The sequence below is a fragment of the Pseudomonas sp. R5(2019) genome (assembly GCF_009905435.1).
In the GTDB taxonomy this organism is placed as follows: Bacteria; Pseudomonadota; Gammaproteobacteria; order Pseudomonadales; family Pseudomonadaceae; genus Aquipseudomonas.
Genome location: NZ_JAAAMT010000026.1, coordinates 1 through 20169, shown reverse-complemented (window position 1 = coordinate 20169; position 20169 = coordinate 1). Strand labels below are relative to the sequence as shown.

Annotated in this window: 18 protein-coding genes; 10 read left to right on the top strand and 8 right to left on the bottom strand. The window is 62.9% G+C overall.

The features are described 5' to 3' along the window. Nucleotides 1-151 precede the first annotated feature (151 nt). The gene (locus GUY40_RS17190; protein WP_166570107.1) at nucleotides 152-1558 is read left to right on the top strand and encodes an adenosylmethionine--8-amino-7-oxononanoate transaminase; all 1407 of its coding nucleotides are present in this window, start codon (nucleotides 152-154) and stop codon (nucleotides 1556-1558) included. A gap of 119 nt (nucleotides 1559-1677) precedes the next feature. Next, on the top strand, nucleotides 1678-2397 hold the full coding sequence (locus GUY40_RS17185; protein ID WP_166570106.1) for a 16S rRNA (uracil(1498)-N(3))-methyltransferase: 720 nt from the start codon (nucleotides 1678-1680) through the stop codon (nucleotides 2395-2397). An 11-nt stretch (nucleotides 2398-2408) separates the two neighbouring features. Here the strand turns inward: GUY40_RS17185 and GUY40_RS17180 are convergent, their stop codons facing one another. The 7 genes from GUY40_RS17180 to pilG are packed head-to-tail and all read right to left on the bottom strand — an operon-like array spanning nucleotide 2409 to nucleotide 12428. Next, nucleotides 2409-3026 carry a hemolysin III family protein gene (locus GUY40_RS17180; protein WP_166570105.1) on the bottom strand — a complete coding sequence of 206 codons (618 nt, stop codon included), beginning with the start codon at nucleotides 3024-3026 and terminating at the stop codon, nucleotides 2409-2411. A 12-nt stretch (nucleotides 3027-3038) separates the two neighbouring features. Then, a complete protein-coding gene (locus GUY40_RS17175; RefSeq protein ID WP_166570104.1) occupies nucleotides 3039-3512 on the bottom strand; it encodes a chemotaxis protein CheW in 474 nt (157 codons plus the stop codon). Beyond that, complete coding sequence (locus GUY40_RS17170) at nucleotides 3505-8937, bottom strand: Hpt domain-containing protein (RefSeq protein ID WP_166570103.1); 5433 nt, start codon at nucleotides 8935-8937, stop codon at nucleotides 3505-3507. The genes GUY40_RS17175 and GUY40_RS17170 overlap by 8 nt, the downstream gene beginning before the upstream one ends. A gap of 29 nt (nucleotides 8938-8966) precedes the next feature. Continuing rightward, the gene (locus GUY40_RS17165) at nucleotides 8967-11015 is read right to left on the bottom strand and encodes a methyl-accepting chemotaxis protein (protein WP_166570102.1); all 2049 of its coding nucleotides are present in this window, start codon (nucleotides 11013-11015) and stop codon (nucleotides 8967-8969) included. Then, nucleotides 11012-11593: a chemotaxis protein CheW gene (locus GUY40_RS17160; protein ID WP_166570101.1), complete on the bottom strand. Its 582-nt coding sequence runs from the start codon at nucleotides 11591-11593 to the stop codon at nucleotides 11012-11014. The genes GUY40_RS17165 and GUY40_RS17160 overlap by 4 nt, the downstream gene beginning before the upstream one ends. A 12-nt stretch (nucleotides 11594-11605) precedes the next feature. Then, nucleotides 11606-11971: a twitching motility response regulator PilH gene (gene pilH, locus GUY40_RS17155; protein WP_166570100.1), complete on the bottom strand. Its 366-nt coding sequence runs from the start codon at nucleotides 11969-11971 to the stop codon at nucleotides 11606-11608. 46 nt (nucleotides 11972-12017) lie between these two features. After that, complete coding sequence (pilG, locus tag GUY40_RS17150) at nucleotides 12018-12428, bottom strand: twitching motility response regulator PilG (RefSeq protein WP_166570099.1); 411 nt, start codon at nucleotides 12426-12428, stop codon at nucleotides 12018-12020. A 220-nt stretch (nucleotides 12429-12648) separates the two neighbouring features. Between pilG and gshB the strand changes: the two genes are divergently transcribed. The 7 genes from gshB (at nucleotide 12649) to GUY40_RS17115 (ending at nucleotide 18696) form a co-directional block, all read left to right on the top strand. Beyond that, the gene (gene gshB, locus GUY40_RS17145; protein WP_166570098.1) at nucleotides 12649-13602 is read left to right on the top strand and encodes a glutathione synthase; all 954 of its coding nucleotides are present in this window, start codon (nucleotides 12649-12651) and stop codon (nucleotides 13600-13602) included. Between the two features lie 107 nt (nucleotides 13603-13709). Beyond that, nucleotides 13710-14615, top strand: coding sequence for an energy transducer TonB (locus GUY40_RS17140; protein WP_166570097.1), 906 nt, complete (start codon nucleotides 13710-13712; stop codon nucleotides 14613-14615). 209 nt (nucleotides 14616-14824) lie between these two features. Next, complete coding sequence (locus GUY40_RS17135) at nucleotides 14825-15400, top strand: YqgE/AlgH family protein (RefSeq protein WP_166570096.1); 576 nt, start codon at nucleotides 14825-14827, stop codon at nucleotides 15398-15400. Next, a complete protein-coding gene (ruvX, locus tag GUY40_RS17130) occupies nucleotides 15400-15840 on the top strand; it encodes a Holliday junction resolvase RuvX (protein ID WP_166570095.1) in 441 nt (146 codons plus the stop codon). The genes GUY40_RS17135 and ruvX overlap by 1 nt, the downstream gene beginning before the upstream one ends. A gap of 52 nt (nucleotides 15841-15892) precedes the next feature. After that, the gene (gene pyrR / locus GUY40_RS17125) at nucleotides 15893-16411 is read left to right on the top strand and encodes a bifunctional pyr operon transcriptional regulator/uracil phosphoribosyltransferase PyrR (protein ID WP_166570094.1); all 519 of its coding nucleotides are present in this window, start codon (nucleotides 15893-15895) and stop codon (nucleotides 16409-16411) included. 12 nt (nucleotides 16412-16423) lie between these two features. Then, nucleotides 16424-17428: an aspartate carbamoyltransferase catalytic subunit gene (locus tag GUY40_RS17120; RefSeq protein ID WP_166570093.1), complete on the top strand. Its 1005-nt coding sequence runs from the start codon at nucleotides 16424-16426 to the stop codon at nucleotides 17426-17428. Beyond that, a complete protein-coding gene (locus GUY40_RS17115) occupies nucleotides 17425-18696 on the top strand; it encodes a dihydroorotase (protein ID WP_166570092.1) in 1272 nt (423 codons plus the stop codon). Before GUY40_RS17120 ends, GUY40_RS17115 begins: the two co-directional genes overlap by 4 nt. Nucleotides 18697-18732: 36 nt before the next feature. On the opposite strand, the gene GUY40_RS17110 is transcribed toward GUY40_RS17115, so the two are convergent. Next, a complete protein-coding gene (locus GUY40_RS17110; RefSeq protein ID WP_166570091.1) occupies nucleotides 18733-19152 on the bottom strand; it encodes a TM2 domain-containing protein in 420 nt (139 codons plus the stop codon). A 248-nt stretch (nucleotides 19153-19400) separates the two neighbouring features. Between GUY40_RS17110 and GUY40_RS17105 the strand changes: the two genes are divergently transcribed. Further along, nucleotides 19401-20018 (top strand): C40 family peptidase, encoded by a 618-nt coding sequence (locus tag GUY40_RS17105; RefSeq protein ID WP_166570090.1) that lies wholly within the window; start codon nucleotides 19401-19403, stop codon nucleotides 20016-20018. Nucleotides 20019-20169: the final 151 nt, after the last annotated feature.

Genomic DNA, 20169 nt, shown 5'->3' with positions numbered 1-20169 from the left:
ATACGCCACGCCTGCGGGGCCTGCCAGTAAACAACCATGATGTTTTGCAGCACCAATCACCGCCCATGGGTTGTCCCATGAAGGCGCATTGCATAGGCTTGCGCGATTGTTTGCCGGGCACGTCGCACGCATTGGCGTCAGGAGAAAGAAAATGGGCCTCAATAATCAGTGGATGCAACGCGACCTCGCGGTCCTGTGGCACCCCTGCACGCAGATGAAAGACCACGAACAACTGCCGTTGATCCCGATCAAGCGTGGCGAAGGCGTCTGGCTTGAGGACTTCGAGGGCAAGCGCTACCTCGACGCTGTCAGCTCCTGGTGGGTGAACGTGTTCGGCCATGCCAACCCGCGCATCAACCAGCGCATCAAGGATCAGGTCGATCAGCTGGAACATGTGATCCTGGCCGGCTTCAGCCATCAGCCGGTGATCGAGCTGTCCGAGCGCCTGGTACAGATGACGCCTGCGGGCCTGAACCGGTGCTTCTACGCCGATAACGGCTCTTCATGCATCGAAGTGGCGCTGAAAATGAGCTTTCACTACTGGCTCAACCGCGGCCAGCCGGCCAAGAAGCGCTTTGTCACCCTGACCAACAGTTACCACGGCGAAACCATTGCGGCGATGTCGGTCGGCGACGTACCGTTGTTCACCGAAACCTACAAGGCCTTGCTGCTCGACACTCTCAAAGTGCCGAGCCCGGACTGCTACCTGCGCCCTGAAGGCATGGGCTGGGAGGAGCATTCGCGCAACATGTTCGCGCACATGGAGCAGACCCTGGCCGAGCACCATGAAACCCTCGCGGCGGTGATCATCGAGCCGTTGATCCAGGGCGCGGGCGGCATGCGCATGTACCACCCGGTGTACCTCAAGCTGCTGCGCGAAGCCTGCGATCGTTACGGCGTGCACCTGATCCATGACGAAATCGCCGTAGGCTTCGGCCGCACCGGGACGATGTTCGCCTGCGAACAGGCCGGTATCCGCCCGGACTTCCTCTGCCTGTCCAAGGCCCTGACCGGCGGCTACCTGCCGCTGGCCGCCTGCCTGACCACCGACGAGGTCTACAGCGCTTTCTACGACGACTATCCGACCCTGCGCGCCTTTCTCCACTCGCACAGCTACACCGGCAACCCGCTGGCGTGTGCGGCCGCGCTGGCGACCCTGGACATCTTCGAACAGGACAACGTCATCGAGAACAACAAGGCGCTGGCGGCGCGCATGGCCAGTGCCACGGCGTACCTGGTCGATCACCCGCATGTATCGGAAGTACGCCAGACCGGTATGGTGCTAGCCATCGAGATGGTCCAGGACAAGACCACCAAGGCCGCCTACCCATGGCAGGAACGCCGTGGCCTGAAGGTATTCGAGCACGCGCTGACGCGCGGCGCCTTGCTGCGGCCATTGGGCAGCGTGGTGTATTTCCTGCCGCCGTACGTGATTACCCCGGAGCAGATCGATTTCCTCGCCGAAGTCGCCAGCGAAGGCATCGACCTGGCGACCCGCAGCGGGCCAACCGTGCAGGTCCAGGCCGACTTTCATCCCGGTTTCCGCGACCCGGGCTAAAAAGCTTCGCGGGCAAGCCTCGCTCCCACATTCCCTGCTCAATGCCAGAGATGTAGGAGCCAGGCTTGCCTGCGAGAGGCCCACCCAGACACCACATTCCTATTTACCCGAGTCAAACCATGAGACTGTCCCGCTTTTTCATTGATGCGCCGCTGACCCTCGGCGAACACGAACTGCCCGAGGCCCAGGCCCATTACATCGGCCGGGTGCTGCGCATGGCCGAAGGCGATGCGGTGCAGCTGTTCGATGGCAGCGGCCAGGAGTTTCTCGGCCAACTGCTGGAAGTCGGCAAGAAGCGCGTGCGCGTGCAGCTCAACGAACAGTTCGCCGGCCAGGCCGAGTCCAGACTGCGGATCCACCTGGGCCAGGGGCTGTCCCGTGGCGAGCGTATGGATTGGGCAATCCAGAAGGCCACCGAATTGGGTGCCAACGAAATCACCCCGATCGTCAGCGAGCGCTGCGAAGTGCGGCTCAAGGATGAACGTGCCGACAAGCGGCTGGCCCACTGGCGCCAGGTGGCGATCAGCGCCTGCGAGCAATGCGGTCGGTCACAGGTGCCGGTGATTCATCCACCGCAGCTGCTGGACGAGTGGCTCAAGGCCTGCGACAGCGATCTGAAGCTGGTGCTGCACCCGGTGGCCGAGCCGCTGACCAGCCACCCGGTCCCTGCCAGTCTGGCGTTTCTGATTGGCCCTGAAGGCGGTTTGTCGGAGCCCGAAGTGCAGCAGGCCAACGCTGCCGGCTTCCACCCGGCGCGCCTCGGTCCGCGGGTGTTGCGCACCGAAACCGCGCCCGTGGTGGGGCTGGCGGTGGCCCAGCAACTCTGGGGCGATTTCTAAGCCAGAAAAGGCTAAAGCACGTAGCGGCAGATGGCGACGAAGTGCAGCAGGCTGCCGGCGATCACAAACAGGTGCCAGATGCCGTGCCAGTGACGAAAACGGCTGTCGTAGGCAAAGAAAATGATGCCCACGGTGTAGAGCACTCCGCCTGCGGCCAGCCAGGTAAACCCGGCCTGGCCCAGCGCCGCCAGCAATGGCTTGACCGCCACCAGCACGATCCAGCCCATCAGCGCATAAATGATGACCGACAGTACCCGCGCTTCCGAGCGCGGCTTGATCTCTTGCAGCATGCCAATCACTGCCAGCCCCCAGACCACCCCGAACAGGCTCCAGCCCCAGGGCCCACGCAGGGTCACCAGACAGAACGGCGTGTAGCTGCCGGCGATCAACAGATAAATCGACAAGTGATCGACCTTGCGCATGACCACCTTCGCCCGACCACGCACGCTGTGATAGACCGTCGAGACGCTGTAGAGCGCCAACAGGGTCAAGCCGTAGATGGCCATGCTGACGATCTTCCATGGATCGCCCTGAACGCTGGCCGCCACCAGTAGCCAGATCGCCCCGACACAGGCCGCAATGGCACCGACCAGATGCGTCCAGGCGTTGAAACGCTCCCCCTGGTACATACACTCACTTCCTTAAATCAGCTGCTCATCCAGCAGCAACTGCTCCAGCGCGATCAGGTCCGGCACCCGTGGCACCTGCTCGCCCACCTGCACCGCCGCCAGTTCCAGCGGCCCGAGCGGCACATCGACGTAGTTGAGCTGGTTATCGATTTTGCAGGAGCGCGGAATGCCCTGGACCAGCAACGCGATAAATCCGATGCCACTGTCGCCCAAGGCATTGAGCACGACGATGCGCGCCCGTTCCCCGACATGGGTTGAACCACCACTGGCCGCCTCGAAGCTGACCAGCGGAATGCTCAGGTCGCGCCAGATGATGCGCCCCAGGCTCCAGGCCGGTTCGTCTTCCCGGGTGACACCCGCCTGATAGCCGATCAGCTCGGCGACCGCGACATTGGGCAGCAACAGGCTGCGATCGCCCAGCGGCAACAGCAGCCCGGTCAAGCTGTTACGCCGCCCCGGTGCAGCACGAGGGGTATGCTCAAGCATGGGTTTTGCTCCATTGCGCAATGCTTTCCAGCAAGACCGACTCCTGATACGGCTTGCCCAAGTAATCGTTGACACCGATGGCCATGGCCCGGTCTCGGTGTTTTTGCCCCGTGCGTGATGTGATCATGATGATCGGCAAATGTTTCAACCGCGGATCCTGGCGAATCTGGGTCGCCACTTCAAAGCCGTCCATGCGCGGCATTTCGATGTCGAGCAAGAGCACGTCGGGCAAGTGCTCCTGCAACAGCGTCATGGCATCGACACCGTCCTTGGCGGTCAGCACCGTCATACCGTTGCGCTCAAGCAGCCGCCCGGTGACCTTGCGCACCGTCACCGAATCGTCCACCACCATCACCAGCAGCGGCCTGCCCTGTAGCGGCGTGGCACGCTGCAGCGGCGCCAATGCCTGCGCCTGAGGCTGCTGTGGGCGACGCGTCTGCAGCAGCCGCAGCTGCGCGTGCAAGTCCAGAATCAGCACCACCCGCCCATCGCCCAGGATGGTCGCCCCGGAAAGCCCCGGCACTGCCGCGAACTGCGGACCCAGGCTCTTGACCACGATCTCGCGCGAGCCCGCTACCGCATCGACCTGCACCGCAAAGCGCTGGTCGTGGGAATGCATCAGCATGACCGGCAGTGGCAGGCTTTGGCCCAAAAGTTTCGGGGGGGGACTGTTCTGCAGCAACTCGCCCAGGTACAGCAGCTCGTAACGCTGCCCCGCGTAGTGATAGGTCGGCGGGTCGAGCTGGTAATACGCTTCCAGCTCGTTGGGCAATACCCGCACGATACCTTCGATGCTGTTGATCGGGATTGCGTATTGCTCGGCGCCGCCTTGTACCATCAAGGCCCGGTTAACCGAAACGGTAAACGGCAAGCGAATCAAAAAGCGCGCGCCCAGTCCTGGCCGCGAGTCGATGATCATCTCGCCGCCCAGTTGCTTGACCTCTTCGTGGACCACATCCATCCCCAGCCCACGCCCGGATATCTGGGTGATTTTCTGTGCGGTGGAAAACCCGGGCTGGAGGATGAACTGCATCACCTCGTGATCGCTCAGGTCGCTGGCAGGGTCCAGCAACCCGCGCTTGATCGCCTTCTTGCGCACCGCCTCCAAGGGAACCCCCGCACCGTCGTCGGCCAGTTCGATGATGATTTCGCTGCCTTCGTGCAACAGGTTCAGGGTGATTCGCCCTTCGGCCGGCTTGCCCGCGGCCAGGCGCACCTCACGCGGTTCCAGGCCATGGTCGACGGCATTGCGCAGCATGTGCTCAAGCGGTGCGACCATGCGTTCAAGCACGCTGCGGTCCATCTCGCCTTCGGCGTTGCCGACCACGAACTCCACTTGTTTGTCCAACTCGCTCGCCACTTGCCGCACCACCCGCTGCAAGCGCGGCACCAGCCGCTCGAAAGGCACCATGCGGGTCCGCATCAAGCCTTCCTGCAAGTCGGTGTTGACCCGCGCCTGTTGCTGCAACAGCAACTGCGCTTCGTGGTTGCGGGCCGACAACGTCTCCTTCAGGTCCAGCAAGTCGGAGGCCGATTCGAACAGCGCCCGCGACAACTGCTGCAGCTGCGAATGGCGGTCCATCTCCAGCGGATCGAATTCTTCGTAGCCGGCCCGCTCACCATCAACCTGCTGGCGACTGAGAATTCGCCCCTGGGTCTCGGTGTCGAGCCGGCGCAACTGATCGCGCATGCGCTCGATGGTGGTTTCCATTTCATTCAGGGCGATCTGCGCGTCATTGACCTGCTGCTCGATGCGCCCGCGAAAGATCGAGGTCTCGCCGGCCAGGTTGCCGAGGTCGTCGAGCAGTTCTGCCGCCACCTTGACCAGGTCGGCCGGTGCCCGCTCCGAGGCTTGCGCGTTGGCTTGCGCCTCGGTCGTCGGCTCGTTGCGCGGTGCCTGCTCGTCCTGCCCGCCGGGCGGCAGATTGAAACTGCGAATGGCGTCGATCAAGGCCGTCGCCGGCTTGACCGGCTGACGCAGGCGCACCGCATCGAGCATATGCGCCAGACGGTCATGGCAGTTCTGCAACAGGCTGAACAACTCCGGCCCCGGCTGCAGCAAGCCGGCCGAGAGGTTTTCGTAGAGAAACTCCAACTCGTGGGCGAGGTCGCCAATGACGGCAATCTCGACCATCCGCGCGCCACCCTTGAGGGTGTGCAGGTCACGCAGCAGGTTCTCGACTTCGAGGATATTGCGCGGCTCGGCCTGCCAGCGCGCCAGCGCCGCACCCGAGCTTTCGACGATGTCGAAGCCTTCTTCGAGGAAGATGTCCAGCAACTCGTTGTTGCCTTGCGCCTCTGCAGGCGCCGAATCCGACGTTGCTTCAACGGCGCTCACCAAGCCGTTGCCCTGGCGGAACGCGCGAATGGCATCGATCAGGGCCGCTGGCGCGCTGAGGGATTGGCGATTGCGCAATTGGTCGAGCATCTGCGCCAAACGGTCGTGGCTCTGGCGCAACAGCCGCGCCAGGTCTGGCGAAAAACTGTAGCGGCGATCGACCAGCCCTTCGTACAAGTGTTCCAGTTCATGGCCCAGATCGCCCAGCGGACCGATCTGCGCCAACCGCGCGCCGCCCTTGAGGGTGTGCAGGTCGCGTTGCAGCGCGGACAGCGGCACGCCGTTGTCCGGGTCCGCCAGCCAGCGCTCCAGCGCCTGGCCCGCGCTGTCGAGGATATCCACCGCCTCTTCGAGAAACAGGTTCACCAGTTCATCGTCGAGCTCGTCGGCCTGGGCAGTGGCCGCTGACAGTTCCCGGATACTCAGCGACTGGTCCGCATCGCGGCGGATCAAGCCGGTCGCCGAGGGCGGCAGGCCTTCGTCGAGCAAGGCACGCAAAGCCTTGAGCTGATCAGGGCGGGCATCGATTTCCTGGCCTGCGGCCAGCTGGTCGAGCATGTCGATCAAGGCCTCATGGGCGCCTTCAACCACCGCGAAGAAGCGCGCACTGACCACCAGGCTGCTTTCTTCGACGGCGCCATAGAGATCGAGCAAGGCTTCGCACAGATCATCGATCGCGACCAGATCGGCCAAGTGCGCGGCCTCGCCCAGGCGTGTCAGCTCATCGAGCAGCGACGACAGCTCATCGCGCTGCGCCGGGTATTGCTGCCAGCGTTTGAGCAGTGATTCGGCATCGAGCAGGATATCCATGCCCTGGGCCAGGAAGGTCATGATCAACTGCGGGTCGCGCTTGAGCCGCCGACTGTTGGCAGCACTCAGCGCCGCGACCAGACGGGCCGAGACCACCTGATCGACCTGGGCGATCAGCGCCTGGGCGCCGCTGATCGGGGCCAGCGGGTGTTCTGCCAGTTGCTGCAAGCCACGGCGCAGCAGGGTTTCGCCGGCCTGCAGGAGGTAAATTTCGTCCAGGTCAAAGTCCAGCAAATGGGCCTTGAATTCACGCGCCAGGCGGTCAAGGGCGGTGGCCAGCGAAGCGATAGGCATGACCCCGGCCATGGACGCGCTGCCTTTGAGGGTGTGCAGTGCGCGCTGCAGTTCGTCACTCACCGCCAGCGGCAAATGCTGCTCGGCCTGCTCCAGGTAACGGTCGACACTGGCCAGGTGGGTCAGCGCCTCGTTGCGGAAGATCTCCAGCAGTTGCGATTCGATTGCCGCTTCATCGGGTGCCGGCGCCGCGACCGGATCGGCCAGCACCTGGGCGAGGGAGTGCACCACCTGCGGGTCATCCAGCGCCTGCATGTCTTGCAGCACCAGCAGCTCAGTGGCACTGAGCACGTCGTCGAGCATGGGCACCTGCGCCATCTCGCCGGGGTAGCCCAGCGCAGCGAGGCTCCGGGCGGCCAGGTCGAGGAAGCGCTCGCCGGGGGATTGCGGGTCCTTGTTCAGCCGCTCGAGGAAGTAATCAATGGCCGTCAGCGCATCGGCCAGATGGTCGAGCTGCTCCCAGGCCGGTCGCGTCTGGGCCGGCAGCAGCTGCGCCTGGATGCATTCATTGCAGGCCTGCAGCAGGCTCGCCGCGCGGTCCAGCGGGATCATCGACAAGGCCCCGCGGATTTGAGTCAGCAATTCAGGCAGCGGCCGCAGGCGCTGTGGGTCCCAGCCGACATCGATGCAGTCGAGGATATAGTCCTTGACTTGCTGCAAGCTGAAGCGGGCTTCCTTGATGACCAGCTGGTGAATCTGGCTCAGGTCGGTCGGCGCACCGCGATTAAGATCAACACCCGCCGGTTCCGGCGGCCCGGCCATGCCCGCCAGGCTCGACTCGACATACAACAGAGCGCCGGCGATATCCATCAGTACCGCATCGCTCGGCGCGCGCAGGCCCTGGGCCAGGCTTTGCACCAGCGTTTGCTGATTGTTGATGACCTTGCGCGGCTGGCCAAAGCCGAGCACCGCCAGGGTGTCGGCAATGCGCCGCAGCGGTGGCAACAGCGACCCCAGCTCATCCACCCGCGAGCGGTCGCCATGAACAAACAGGTCCAGCCGCGCCTTGACCCGCACCAGCTCGTCACACACGGCGGTCATTACCGAATGCAGGGCATCGCGATCGGGGCCCACCAGGCGGTTACGTTCCTCCTCGGCCAGGCTGCGCTCATTCAGCACGTCGCCCAGTTCATAGCGCTCGCGAATCACCCGCATCTTTGCGCAGTCGCCTTCAGCCTTGGCGATATAAAACAGCAGGCTTTTGAGCAGGCCATTCGGTGCGGGCTGATTGACCCCGGCCACGCCTTGCTCGATCAGGCGCTTGAGCTCCTTGTCGGCTTCCTTGAACAGGCTGCGCAGCGCCGGGCTGTTGGCGATGATACCGGTGGCCATGCCTTCGACCAGCGCGCCCGCCACTTGCCAGAGCGGGCTGATGGGCGCATTGCGGCACAGCTGTTCCAAGCGCTCGAAGACTTTGCCCAGATGGGTCAGGTTGGTGGGTTCGTCCTGCTCGCGGAGCAACCCGGCCAAGGCCGCGTGCCAGGTTTGCCGCAGGCTTCGCAACAGCCCGGGCAACTCGGCAGAGTCCAGTTCGACCAGCGCGTTGACGTCCAGCGCCGGCGGCAGCTGCAAGGGTGGGTCGAACAGGCTGGTTTCACTGAGCAAACGCTCGCCGCGCGCACTGCGCAGCTCGTTGAGCAGCGGCAATACGACCAACGGCAGGTCACGGCGGGCGGCATGTACCCGGTCCAGGTAAAGCGGCAGTTGCTCAACCGCAGCCAGCAACCACTTCAGGGCCTCGGCGGGCTCGCCGACCCGCGCCTGCTGCAGCGCCAGGGCCAGTTGTTCCATCTCTTCGGCCAGCAGGGCGGCGCCGTAGAACTCGACCATCTGCAAGCTGCCATGCACCTGGTGCAAGCCTTCAAGGCACGGCTCGAAAGCCGCTGCGGGAAGGGTTTCAAGGTCTTGTCGGACCTGTGCCAGGGTGTCGGCGATTTCGCCTTTGACCCAGGCCAAGGCAACATAATCGTGCCGATCGGCCATAACGACTCCAGTAGGGCTGATCCCGGTATTCAGCGCGGCTCAGGCGGCTGCGGCAAGGTAAAACCCGACACCGAACGACGCATTTCGCTGGCCATGCGCGCCAGGTTGCCAATGCTTTCGGCGGTGGCGGTCGAACCGAACGAGGTTTGCGAAGTGATCTGCTGAATCACTGTCATGGTATGAGAGATCTGCCCGGCCGATGAGGTTTGCTGCTGCGCGGCGTTGGAGATGATCTGGATCAGCTCGGCAAGGTTTTGCGACACGCCCTCGATTTCCTCCAGCGCCACGCCTGCATCCTGCGCCAACCGCGCGCCGCGCACCACTTCGGCGGTGGTCTGTTCCATGGAGATGACCGCTTCGTTGGTGTCGGCCTGAATCGCCCGCACCAGGGTTTCGATCTGGCGGGTGGCCGACGACGAGCGTTCGGCCAGGCGCTGCACTTCATCGGCGACCACGGCAAAGCCACGGCCGGCTTCACCGGCCATGGACGCCTGGATGGCGGCGTTGAGGGCGAGGATGTTGGTCTGGTCGGCAATGTCATCGATCAGGCTGACGATGTCGCCGATTTCCTGGGACGACTCGCCCAGGCGCTTGATGCGCTTGGCGGTGTCCTGGATCTGTTCGCGGATGTTGTCCATGCCATGGATGGTGTTGTGCACCACTTCATTGCCCTTGTTGGCAATCGCCACCGAGCGCTCCGCCACCTTGGCCGAGGTGTAGGCGTTGGCGGACACCTGGTCGATCGACGTGGCCATGTCACTGATCGCCACCGACGCTTCGCTGATCTGCTGGGCCTGATGCTCGGAGGCACGCTCAAGCTGCCGGGCCGTGGCCTGGGTGTCCTGCACCGCCGTGGCCACGGCCTCGGCGCTGGCATTGATGGTCGCTACCAGGTCGCGCAGCTGGTCGACCGAATAATTGATCGAGTCGGCGATGGTACCGGTGAACTCTTCGGTCACCGAGGCGTTAACCGTCAGGTCGCCATCGGCCAGGTCTTCGATTTCATCCAGCAGGCGCATGATCGCGTGCTGGTTGCGTTCGTTCTTTTCCGCCGTTTCACGCAGCTGCCGGTGGGTTTCGCGGACCATCACCAGGCCAATCAGAATGATCGATGCCAGCGCCACGAAGCCCAGCACGTAGCCACCGACGTTATCCAGCCAGCGCCCGCTGGCCAGGTTCTCGAAGCCGTTGGCCAAGTGTGAGGCCTCGTCCAGCAGGCTCTGCGACTGGTTGAAGATGCTCCCGGCCGCCGCCCGCACCTGGAACAGTTCCGGTGAGGTTTCGAGGATTTCATCCACCGAGCCCGAGACGAACTGGAACAGCTCGGCGATTTCGGCCAGGCGGGCGCGTGCATCGCGGTCCTGCACCTGGGTGATCTGAATCGCCGGGTTGCCGCCGAGCATGGCAGCGAGCACCTGGCCGAAGCGGTTGGCGTCCCGGCCAAACACGTCGGCCGCCTGCCCTGAGGCTTCATCCCCGGACAACACCGTATTCACCGAACCGAGAATCCGCTCCGCCAACAACGATTGGCGCTGGGCCACGGCCACCTGGCTGGCCGGCGCTGCGCGCTGCAGCAGAATCTCGACGACCTTTTCATATTCGACTTGCAGCTGCGGCACGGTTTCGGCCAGCGTAGCGGCCACCTGATGCAATGACAGCACGGTTTGTTCGCTGGCCAGAATCGCATCGGCGTTTTTGCGCAGGTCTTCCCAGTCGAGCTGCACGGCCTGCATTTCGTCGCTGACCGCCGCCGGCGCCGGTGGCAACCCGGTGCTCGGGTCGCCCTTTTTCAGGTAACCCCAGCGCTGCTCGAAATCGTTGCGTGCATCGGTCAACAGCTTGAAGGCCTGAGGCTTGCCGGCAGCAGCCTCGGTGGCGTTCTTGGCAATGCGCTGGGATAACACGCGCAACTCGCCGGCGTGGCCAATGTACTGCTTGTCGTAATTGGACTGGGTGTTGAGGTAGGCGAAGTTGGCAAACAGCAGAATGATCGAGGTGATCAGGGCGATAAACAGCCCCGCGATTTGCGCGCTGCTGCGTGAGCCGAGCAGCGAGGTGCCGGTAGTTGCCTGGGTCATTGAACGGTTCCCGTCACCAAGGGGCCGCGCCCGTCATGCTGGCGCGCGACATCGAGAAAATCCGGCGCCTGGGCCAGCGCGAAAGAGCTGAACACACCCCAGACCTGTTCACGTTGGAAATAGCCCTGAACGAAGGGGGCGATGGCCGCCGGCAGCCCGGGCGGCGGCGTCATCACCAGGCTGTCGAGCTTGAAGTGCTGCAAACCCTGCACTTCATCGACCATCAAGCCGGCGAAAATGTCATTGTGATCCAGCACCAGCACCCGCCGCTGGCGGCGCTGGCTCGACAGCTCATGGCCGAGAAAACCGCACAGGTCGAACACCGGCAACAAGCGACCACGCAGGTTCGACACGCCCATGACCCACGGCTTGACTCCGGGAATGGCGCTCAAGCGCGGTTCGTGCAGCACCTCGGCAATTTCACCCATGGGCGCCACGTACCAGTGTTCGGCGATGCGAAAGCCGATCCCGCTCCAGTTTTGCAGGCGGCTTTCCTGGGAAGGCAGATCGGCAGCCAGCAAGCGGCAGCGTCGGTCGATTTCCAGCAGCAGTTCGAATGCGGTTTGCGACGCCTCCATAAAGTTCGGCCGTCAGCCTGCCAGTACCGAATTGAGGACCTGGATCAGGTTGTCTTCTTCGAACGGCTTGGTGAGGAAAGCCTTGGCTCCCTGGCGGGTGGCCCAGATCTTGTCCGACTCCTCACCCTTGGTCGTAATGACGATAACCGGAATGTGGCTGGTTTGCGGGTCCTTCGTCAGTTGGCGAGTTGCCTGGAAACCGTTCAGATTGGGCATGACGATATCCATCAAGACCGCATCGGGCTTTTCCTGACAGGCCAGCGCGACGCCGTCGGCGCCGTTTTCTGCGGTCAGGACTTCATGACCGTGCTTTTTCAGCATCTGGGTCAAGGTATAAATTTCGGTCTGCGAATCGTCAACGATCAAGACTCGAGCCATGCTCTTCCCCACTCTCAAAAAGACGCCACGGGCAAAGGCCCGCACGTCAGGGTGCGTATTGTTCTTCTGCGGCGAAACCCGGGACGTGCGCCCGAATGGCGCTCAGCAGCTCTTCCTTGCTGAAAGGTTTGGTCAAAAACTGTTCCGAGCCGACGATCCGGCCCTTGGCCTTGTCGAACAGATCATCACGCGATGACAGCATGATCACCGGTGTTGCCTTGAAGGCCGGGTTGTTCTTGATCATTGCGCAGGTTTGGTATCCATCCAGGCGCGGCATCATGATGTCGATGAAGATGATGCTGGGGTGGTGATCGGCGACCTTGGCCAGAGCGTCAAAGCCGTCGATGGCCGTGAGCACTTCGCAGCCGACGTCCTTCAACAGCATTTGTGCCGTGCGGCGGATTGTCTTCGAGTCATCGATGACCATGACTTTCAATGCCGGGGAATGCTGTTCCATGTTCACTCGATCATCGTCTCGGGAGCCGGAGCCGGCCAGCGCGCTAAAGACAGCGGCGCAAAGCCCGTGCCGAGACTTTGTAGCACACTCTGGCAGTGCGTTCCATCAACCACTGCCGGGCTGCGGCGCGGCGCCTGCGACGCGTGTTTTTTCTTGACCGCATCGCGTGCTGGCGCCACCCTGACGCCACTTTATTTCGCCGCCCAGAGGATAGACCCCCATGAGCATTCGCCTCGGGATTGTCATGGACCCCATCGCGCGCATCTCCTATAAAAAGGACAGCTCGCTGGCCATGCTGCTCGCCGCCCAGGAGCGCGGCTGGTCGTTGTTCTACATGGAACAGCACGACCTCTACCAGAAAGACGGCCAGGCCCGCGCGCGCATGCGCCCACTGGAAGTCTTCGCCGACCCGAAACGCTGGTTTGAACTCGACGCCGAAAGCGACACCGCCCTGAGCGATCTGGACGTGATCCTGATGCGCAAGGACCCGCCCTTCGACATGGAGTTCGTGTATTCGACCTACCTGCTCGAGCAAGCCGAGCGCGATGGCGTACTGGTGGTCAACAAGCCCCAGAGCCTGCGCGACTGCAACGAAAAGCTGTTTGCCACGCTGTTCCCGCAGTGCACTCCGCCGACCGTTGTGAGCCGCCGCGCCGACATCCTTCGCGAGTTCGCCGACCATCACCACGACGTGATCTTCAAGCCGCTGGACGGCATGGGCGGCGCGTCGATTTTCCGTCATCGCCGCGATGACCCGAACCTTTCGGTGATTCTCGAAGCCCTGACCGTGCATGGCACCCAGCAGACCATGGCCCAGGGCTATCTGCCGGCCATCAAGGACGGCGACAAGCGCATCCTGATGATCGACGGTGAGCCGGTACCCTATTGCCTGGCGCGGATTCCGGCCGCTGGCGAGACCCGCGGCAACCTGGCCGCCGGCGGCCGTGGCGAAGCCCGCCCGCTGACCGACCGGGATCGCTGGATCGCCGAACAGGTCGGCCCGACCCTGCGTGAAAAGGGCCTGCTGTTCGTGGGCCTGGACGTGATCGGCGAGCACCTGACCGAGATCAACGTCACCAGCCCGACCTGCATCCGTGAAATCGACAACGCCTTTGGCACCCAAATCGGCGCCCAGCTGATGGACGCCATTGATCGCAAGCTCAAGGCCCGCTGACGCAGAACACGGGGAAACATCGCGCAGTGCGTTATGATGCACGCCCTTTTTACTCGGGACGTGCTCACTGCCGGGTTTTCCCGTGTTGCAGGCCTGCTGGATAATCGATGACCGTTTTTGCCGACATCCCACCTGAACTCTCCCACTCTGGCGTACGCCCGGCGGACAGGCTCGGCTTTACCCTGTTTTTGGCGGCCCTGCTGCACCTGGCGCTGATCCTCGGGGTGGGCTTCTCGTTCAGCAAGCCGGAACAGATCAGCCGCAGCATGGAAATCACCCTGGCCACGTTCAAAAGTGAAGTGGCGCCGAAAAAGGCCGATTTCGCTGCCCAGGAAAACCAGCAAGGCAGCGGTACGCTGGACAAGAAGGCAGTGCCGAAAACCACCGAAGTGGCACCGTTCCAGGACAACAAGATCAACAAGGTGACACCGCCTCCGGCCCCCAAGCCCGAGGTCAAGCCTGAGCCGCAGCCGCCCAAGGCCGCCGTCACCACGCGTGCACCCAAGCCGCAAAAGGTCGAAACCAGGCCACAACCGACCAAGCCGGCCCCCAAGCCACAGGCCGTGACGCCGGATTTCGACAGCTCGCAACTGTCGGACCAGATCGCCAGCCTTGAGGCCGAACTGTCCAACGAACAACAGCTGTACGCCAAGCGCCCGCGCATCCATCGCTTGAGCGCGGCCTCGACCAGCCGAGACAAGGGCGCCTGGTACAAGGACGAATGGCGCAAGAAGGTCGAACGCATCGGCAACCTCAATTACCCCGACGAAGCCCGCCGCCAGCAGATCTACGGCAGCCTGCGACTGCTGGTGTCGATCAACCGCGACGGCTCACTGTACGAAGTGCTGGTGCTCGAATCGTCCGGCCAGCCACTGCTGGACCAGGCTGCCCAGCGCATCGTGCGCCTGGCGGCGCCATTTGCACCGTTTACTGGTGACCTTGCCGATATCGACCGGCTGGAAATCATCCGTACCTGGCGCTTCGCCCGTGGCGATCGCTTGTCCAGTAACTGACTCCAAAACGCCCCCGCTGAGGGAAGCCGGTGTCGGCGCGACCTCGTGGGAGCGGATTTATCCGCGAATCCAGACACCGCGGTTTTTCAGGAATTGCGCGGTGTATCTATTCGCGGATAAATCCGCTCCCACATCTTTGTGATCGCAGGAGAGGAGATTGCCCTCACCTACGCTTGTCAGGCTGCCAAGCCAAAGCCACACTAGTACTCATGAAGAACGTCAGCCCGAGTTACCTCAAGCATCAATTCCTGATCGCCATGCCGCACATGGCCGATCCGAATTTTGCCCACACCTTGACTTACATCGTCGAGCATACCGAGCGCGGGGCCATGGGCCTGGTGGTCAACCGACCGCAGGACCTGAACCTGGCCGATATCCTCGAGCAGCTGCGTCCGAACGTCGATCCGCCGGCACGCTGTCAGGGCGTGCCGATCTACATCGGCGGGCCGGTGCAAACCGATCGCGGCTTCGTGCTGCACCCCACCGACCCGAACCATGTCTATCAAGCCACGGTCGACCTGGGCGGGCTGTCGTTGTCCACTTCCCAGGACATCCTCTTCGCCATCGCCGATGACATCGGCCCCAAGCAAAGCCTGATCACCCTCGGCTACGCCGGCTGGGAAGCCGGGCAACTGGAAGCGGAGCTGGCCGATAACGTCTGGCTCAACTGCCCGTTCGATGCCGAGATCATCTTCGGCACGGCCAGCGATTTGCGCCTCAATGCCGCCGCCAAACTGTTGCATGTGGATTTGAGCCTGCTCACCAACCAGGCAGGGCACGCCTGATGGCCGCGGTTCGTTTATTGCTGGGTTTTGACTACGGCAGCCGGCAGATCGGCGTCGCCGTCGGCCAGGTCATCACCGGTCAGGCCCGCGAGTTGTGTACCCTCAAGGCGCAACAAGGCGTGCCGGACTGGAGCAAAATCGAAGCCCTGGTCAAGGAATGGAAGCCAGACGCAATGGTCGTCGGCCTGCCGCTGAACATGGACGGCACTCCCAGCGAGATGAGCGCCAAGGCCGAGAAGTTCTCGCGCCAGCTCAATGGCCGCTTCAACCTGCCCGTGCACACCCACGATGAACGCCTGACTACCTTCGAAGCCAAGGGCGAACGCATGGCCCGAGGCGGGCAGCGTGGCAGCTATCGCGACAACCCGGTGGACGCCATCGCCGCCGCCCTGCTGCTGCAAGGCTGGCTGGATGCCAATATCGGCCAACTGCAATCCTGATAACCGCTTTCAAGCCGGGCACGCCTGATGCCCGGCGTCTCGAGGAGCAAGCATGAGCCTACCCAACCCCGCCGAACTGATCGTTCGGATGGCCTCTGACCTCACGGCCCATCTGGCCCGCCGCAACATCACCGAGCCGCACTACATCGGCATTCGCACCGGCGGCGTATGGGTTGCCCAGGCCTTGCTGGAGCAACTGGGCAGTGACGCTGCGCTCGGCATCCTGGATGTATCCTTCTACCGCGACGACTTCAGCCAGAACGGCCTGCACCCGCAAGTGCGGCCCTCCAAGCTGCCGTTTGAAATCGAAGGCCAACACCTGGTGCTGGTCGATGACGTGCTGATGAGCGGTCGGACTATCCGCGCCGCGCTCAACGAACTCTTCGATTATGGCCGCCCGGCCAGCGTCACCCTGGTCTGCCTGCTCGACCTGGACGCCGCCGAACTGCCCATCCGGCCAAATGTGGTCGGCGCAACGCTGTCATTGCAACCCACCGAACGGGTAAAATTGTCCGGCCCCGCACCGCTCACCCTTGAGCGCCAGGACTACGCCTGCTCTTCCGCCTTTTAAGAGTCCCCCGCGATGACGCCTATCGACGCCAAGCGCCCGCTGCAGCTCAATGATCAGGGCCAGCTGCGCCACTTCCTCTCGCTCGACGGTTTGCCCCGTGAGCTGCTCACCGAAATTCTCGACACCGCCGACTCGTTCCTCGAAGTCGGCGCACGGGCGGTGAAGAAAGTCCCGCTACTGCGCGGCAAGACCGTCTGCAACGTGTTTTTCGAGAACTCCACGCGCACCCGTACCACCTTCGAACTGGCGGCCCAGCGGCTGTCGGCCGACGTGATCACGCTGAACGTCTCGACCTCCTCGACCAGCAAGGGCGAGACCCTGTTCGACACCTTGCGCAACCTTGAAGCCATGGCCGCCGACATGTTCGTGGTCCGCCACGCCGACTCCGGTGCTGCCCACTTCATTGCCGAACATGTGTGCCCGCAAGTGGCGATCATCAACGGTGGCGACGGCCGCCACGCCCACCCGACCCAGGGCATGCTCGACATGCTGACCATTCGTCGGCACAAGGGCAGCTTTGAAAACCTCTCAGTGGCCATCGTCGGCGACATCCTGCACTCGCGGGTCGCGCGCTCGAACATGCTCGCGCTCAAGACCCTGGGTTGCCCGGATATCCGCGTGATCGCACCGAAAACCCTGCTGCCGATCGGTATCGAGCAGTATGGCGTGAAGGTTTACACCGACCTGGAACAAGGTCTGAAGGATGTCGACGTGGTGATCATGCTGCGCCTGCAGCGTGAACGCATGCAGGGTGGCCTGCTGCCGAGCGAAGGCGAGTTCTACCGCCTGTTCGGCCTGACCACAACGCGCCTGGCCGGCGCCAGGCCGGATGCCATCGTCATGCACCCGGGGCCGATCAACCGCGGCGTGGAAATCGAATCGGCAGTCGCCGATGGCGCCCACTCGGTCATCCTCAACCAAGTTACCTACGGCATTGCCGTGCGCATGGCGGTGCTGTCCATGGCCATGAGCGGGCAGACCGCGCAACGCCAATTCGAGCAGGAGAACGCCCAGTGAGTCTCAGCATTCTCGGCGCCCGCGTCATCGATCCGGCCAGCGGCCTGGATAAAATTACCGATCTGCATATCAGCGAAGGCAAGGTTATTGCCATGGGCGCGGCCCCGGCCGACTTCAAGCCGACCCAGAGCCTGGACGCCAACGGCCTGATCGCCGCCCCTGGCCTGGTAGACCTCAGCGTGGCCCTGCGCGAGCCCGGCTACAGCCGCAAGGGCAGCATTGTCAGCGAGACTCGCGCAGCGGCGGCCGGTGGCGTCACCAGCCTGTGCTGCCCACCGCAGACCAAGCCGGTACTGGACACCTCGGCAGTGGCCGAACTGATCCTCGACCGCGCTCGCGAGGCCGGTCACTGCAAAGTCTTCCCGATCGGTGCCTTGAGCAAAGGCCTGGGCGGTGAACAACTGGCCGAACTGGTTGCCCTGCGCGACACCGGTTGCGTCGCGTTCGGCAACGGCCTGAACAGCTTTCGCAACAACCGCACCCTGTGCCGCGCGCTGGAATATGCCGCGACCTTCGACCTGACGGTGATCTTCCACTCCCAGGACCATGACCTGGCCGAAGGCGGCCTGGCCCACGAGGGCCCGACCGCCAGCTTCCTCGGTTTGGCCGGCATTCCGGAAACCGCCGAAACCGTGGCTCTGGCCCGCGACCTGCTGCTGGTCGAGCAAAGCGGCGTGCGCGCACACTTCAGCCAGCTGACCAGCGCCCGTGGCGTCAAGTTGATCGAACAGGCCCAGGCCCGTGGTTTGAAGGTGACGGCGGATGTGGCGTTGTATCAGCTGATCCTCACGGACGAAGCGCTGATCGACTTCTCCAGCCTCTATCATGTCCAGCCGCCGCTACGCACCCGCGCTGACCGCGATGCCTTGCGCGAAGCGGTCAAGTCCGGGGTGGTTCAAGCGATTTCCAGCCATCATCAGCCCCATGAGCGTGATGCCAAGCTGGCGCCCTTCGGCGCGACCGAGCCTGGCATCAGCAACGTCGAATTGCTGCTGCCACTGGCCCTGACCCTGGTGGAAGACGGCGTGCTCGACCTGCCGACCCTGCTGGCGCGCCTGAGCAGCGGCCCTGCCGCCGCCCTGCGCCTGCCTGCCGGGCAACTGCAGGTCGGCGCTCCGGCGGACATCGTGCTGTTCGACCCGAAAGCCTCGACCGTTGCCGGTGAACAGTGGCTGTCCAAAGGCGAGAACTGCCCGTTTATTGGCCACTGCCTGCCGGGCGCGGTGCGCTACACCCTGATGGATGGGCATATCAGCTATAACAGCTGATCTCTCCCTTGCAGGAGCGGCGGTCCGCCGCTCCTACTACCTCCGCTGGGCATTCTTCAGTGAAATCTGGTCGTTCATCGTCCAGAAGTCGTACAGCACCCCAATCAGGAACAAACCGCCAGTGAGCAGGTAGATGATCCCGCTGATCCATTTGCCCTGATACATCCGATGCACCCCGAATATCCCCAGGAACGTCAGCAGGATCCACGCCACGCTATAGTCCGTGCTGCCCGTGTTAAAGCGCAGGTCGGCTTCGCGATCCATGGACGGGATCAGGAACAGGTCGATCAACCAGCCTATGCCCAGCAAGCCCAGGGTGAAGAACCAGATCGTCCCCGTCACCGGCTTGCCGTAATAGAAGCGGTGCGCCCCGGTAAAACCAAAAATCCAGAGCAGATACCCCAGCACTTTGCTGTGGGTGTCATGGGTGTGAGCCCCATGCTGATAACCATTCATTCAAGACCCCTGCCGGCTGATAAAGAAATTTTCTAAAGAAAAATGTGACTTCCTGATGGCAATCCGACGTGTGGCTTTCTCGGGAACAAATCCCGCAAACGCTTGTCCTGTCTGGTCCGAACGCCGAAAAGCCGCCTGTTAGACGCATTTTGCTCACTTTTCCCCGCTTGTTCGAATCGATGAACGGGACAAAAAATGATCGAAAAGCTGTTATAAAGTTGCGCGCCAACCAACCAAGAGCCCTGCCTATGCGTCCTTTTTTCAAGACATGGCTGACTATTTGTCTGTTATTGCCACTGGCTGCCCACGCCACCAACCGTGAGCAACGTTTACCCAGTTATTCCTCCAAGCACATTTCGGCACCCTACACCAAAAAAGGATCCACTGCCGTCAAGCTCGCGCCTCACCGCGGTACAGGCCGTATCGCTGCTGCCGTGCAACCGTCGGCCAGACAGAGCAGTAATGTTCTGAGCCGCGCGGTGAACGTGCTCGGCACCCCGTATCGCTGGGGTGGCAGCAGCCCGAGCAAGGGTTTTGATTGCAGCGGCCTGGTCAAGTACGCCTTCAACGGCATCGAAGAAGTCGACCTGCCTCGCACCTCCAACGCCATGGCCAGCGGCCACGGCCAGAAGGTCGACCGCAAGGACTTGAAGCCTGGTGATTTGATTTTCTTCAATATCAAGAGCCGCCGCGTCAATCATGTTGCCATCTACCTGGGCAACGATCGCTTCATCCACGCGCCGCGCACGGGCAAGTCGGTGACCATCGACACGCTGAACAAGCCGTACTGGCAGAACCACTATGTGGTTGCCAAGCGGGTGTTGCCGGCTGAGCAGGATTCGACCCTGCGCCTTAGCCAGCGCTAAGATCAAAAACATCGCGGGCAAGCCCCAACATGTAGGAGCGGACCCGGCCGCGATGGGCTGCGAAGCGGCCCCGGCGATTCTGAAACCGCCGGCACTCGCAGCTGATTGGCAGATGTCACAGGCCCAAGGGGCCGCTTCGCAGCCCATCGCG

Excerpts from the sequence above, each read along its gene's own strand:
- GUY40_RS17120 (WP_166570093.1), top strand. The coding sequence starts at position 16,424 with ATGACGCCTATCGACGCCAAGCGCCCGCTGCAGCTCAATGATCAGGGC.
- GUY40_RS17135 (WP_166570096.1), top strand. The coding sequence starts at position 14,825 with ATGAAGAACGTCAGCCCGAGTTACCTCAAGCATCAATTCCTGATCGCC.
- GUY40_RS17140 (WP_166570097.1), top strand. The coding sequence starts at position 13,710 with ATGACCGTTTTTGCCGACATCCCACCTGAACTCTCCCACTCTGGCGTA.
- GUY40_RS17105 (WP_166570090.1), top strand. The coding sequence starts at position 19,401 with ATGCGTCCTTTTTTCAAGACATGGCTGACTATTTGTCTGTTATTGCCA.
- pilG (WP_166570099.1), bottom strand. The coding sequence starts at position 12,428 with ATGGAACAGCATTCCCCGGCATTGAAAGTCATGGTCATCGATGACTCG.
- GUY40_RS17110 (WP_166570091.1), bottom strand. The coding sequence starts at position 19,152 with ATGAATGGTTATCAGCATGGGGCTCACACCCATGACACCCACAGCAAA.
- gshB (WP_166570098.1), top strand. The coding sequence starts at position 12,649 with ATGAGCATTCGCCTCGGGATTGTCATGGACCCCATCGCGCGCATCTCC.
- pilH (WP_166570100.1), bottom strand. The coding sequence starts at position 11,971 with ATGGCTCGAGTCTTGATCGTTGACGATTCGCAGACCGAAATTTATACC.
- GUY40_RS17160 (WP_166570101.1), bottom strand. The coding sequence starts at position 11,593 with ATGGAGGCGTCGCAAACCGCATTCGAACTGCTGCTGGAAATCGACCGA.
- GUY40_RS17175 (WP_166570104.1), bottom strand. The coding sequence starts at position 3,512 with ATGCTTGAGCATACCCCTCGTGCTGCACCGGGGCGGCGTAACAGCTTG.
- GUY40_RS17180 (WP_166570105.1), bottom strand. The coding sequence starts at position 3,026 with ATGTACCAGGGGGAGCGTTTCAACGCCTGGACGCATCTGGTCGGTGCC.
- pyrR (WP_166570094.1), top strand. The coding sequence starts at position 15,893 with ATGAGCCTACCCAACCCCGCCGAACTGATCGTTCGGATGGCCTCTGAC.
- GUY40_RS17190 (WP_166570107.1), top strand. The coding sequence starts at position 152 with ATGGGCCTCAATAATCAGTGGATGCAACGCGACCTCGCGGTCCTGTGG.
- GUY40_RS17185 (WP_166570106.1), top strand. The coding sequence starts at position 1,678 with ATGAGACTGTCCCGCTTTTTCATTGATGCGCCGCTGACCCTCGGCGAA.
- GUY40_RS17170 (WP_166570103.1), bottom strand. The coding sequence starts at position 8,937 with ATGGCCGATCGGCACGATTATGTTGCCTTGGCCTGGGTCAAAGGCGAA.
- ruvX (WP_166570095.1), top strand. The coding sequence starts at position 15,400 with ATGGCCGCGGTTCGTTTATTGCTGGGTTTTGACTACGGCAGCCGGCAG.
- GUY40_RS17165 (WP_166570102.1), bottom strand. The coding sequence starts at position 11,015 with ATGACCCAGGCAACTACCGGCACCTCGCTGCTCGGCTCACGCAGCAGC.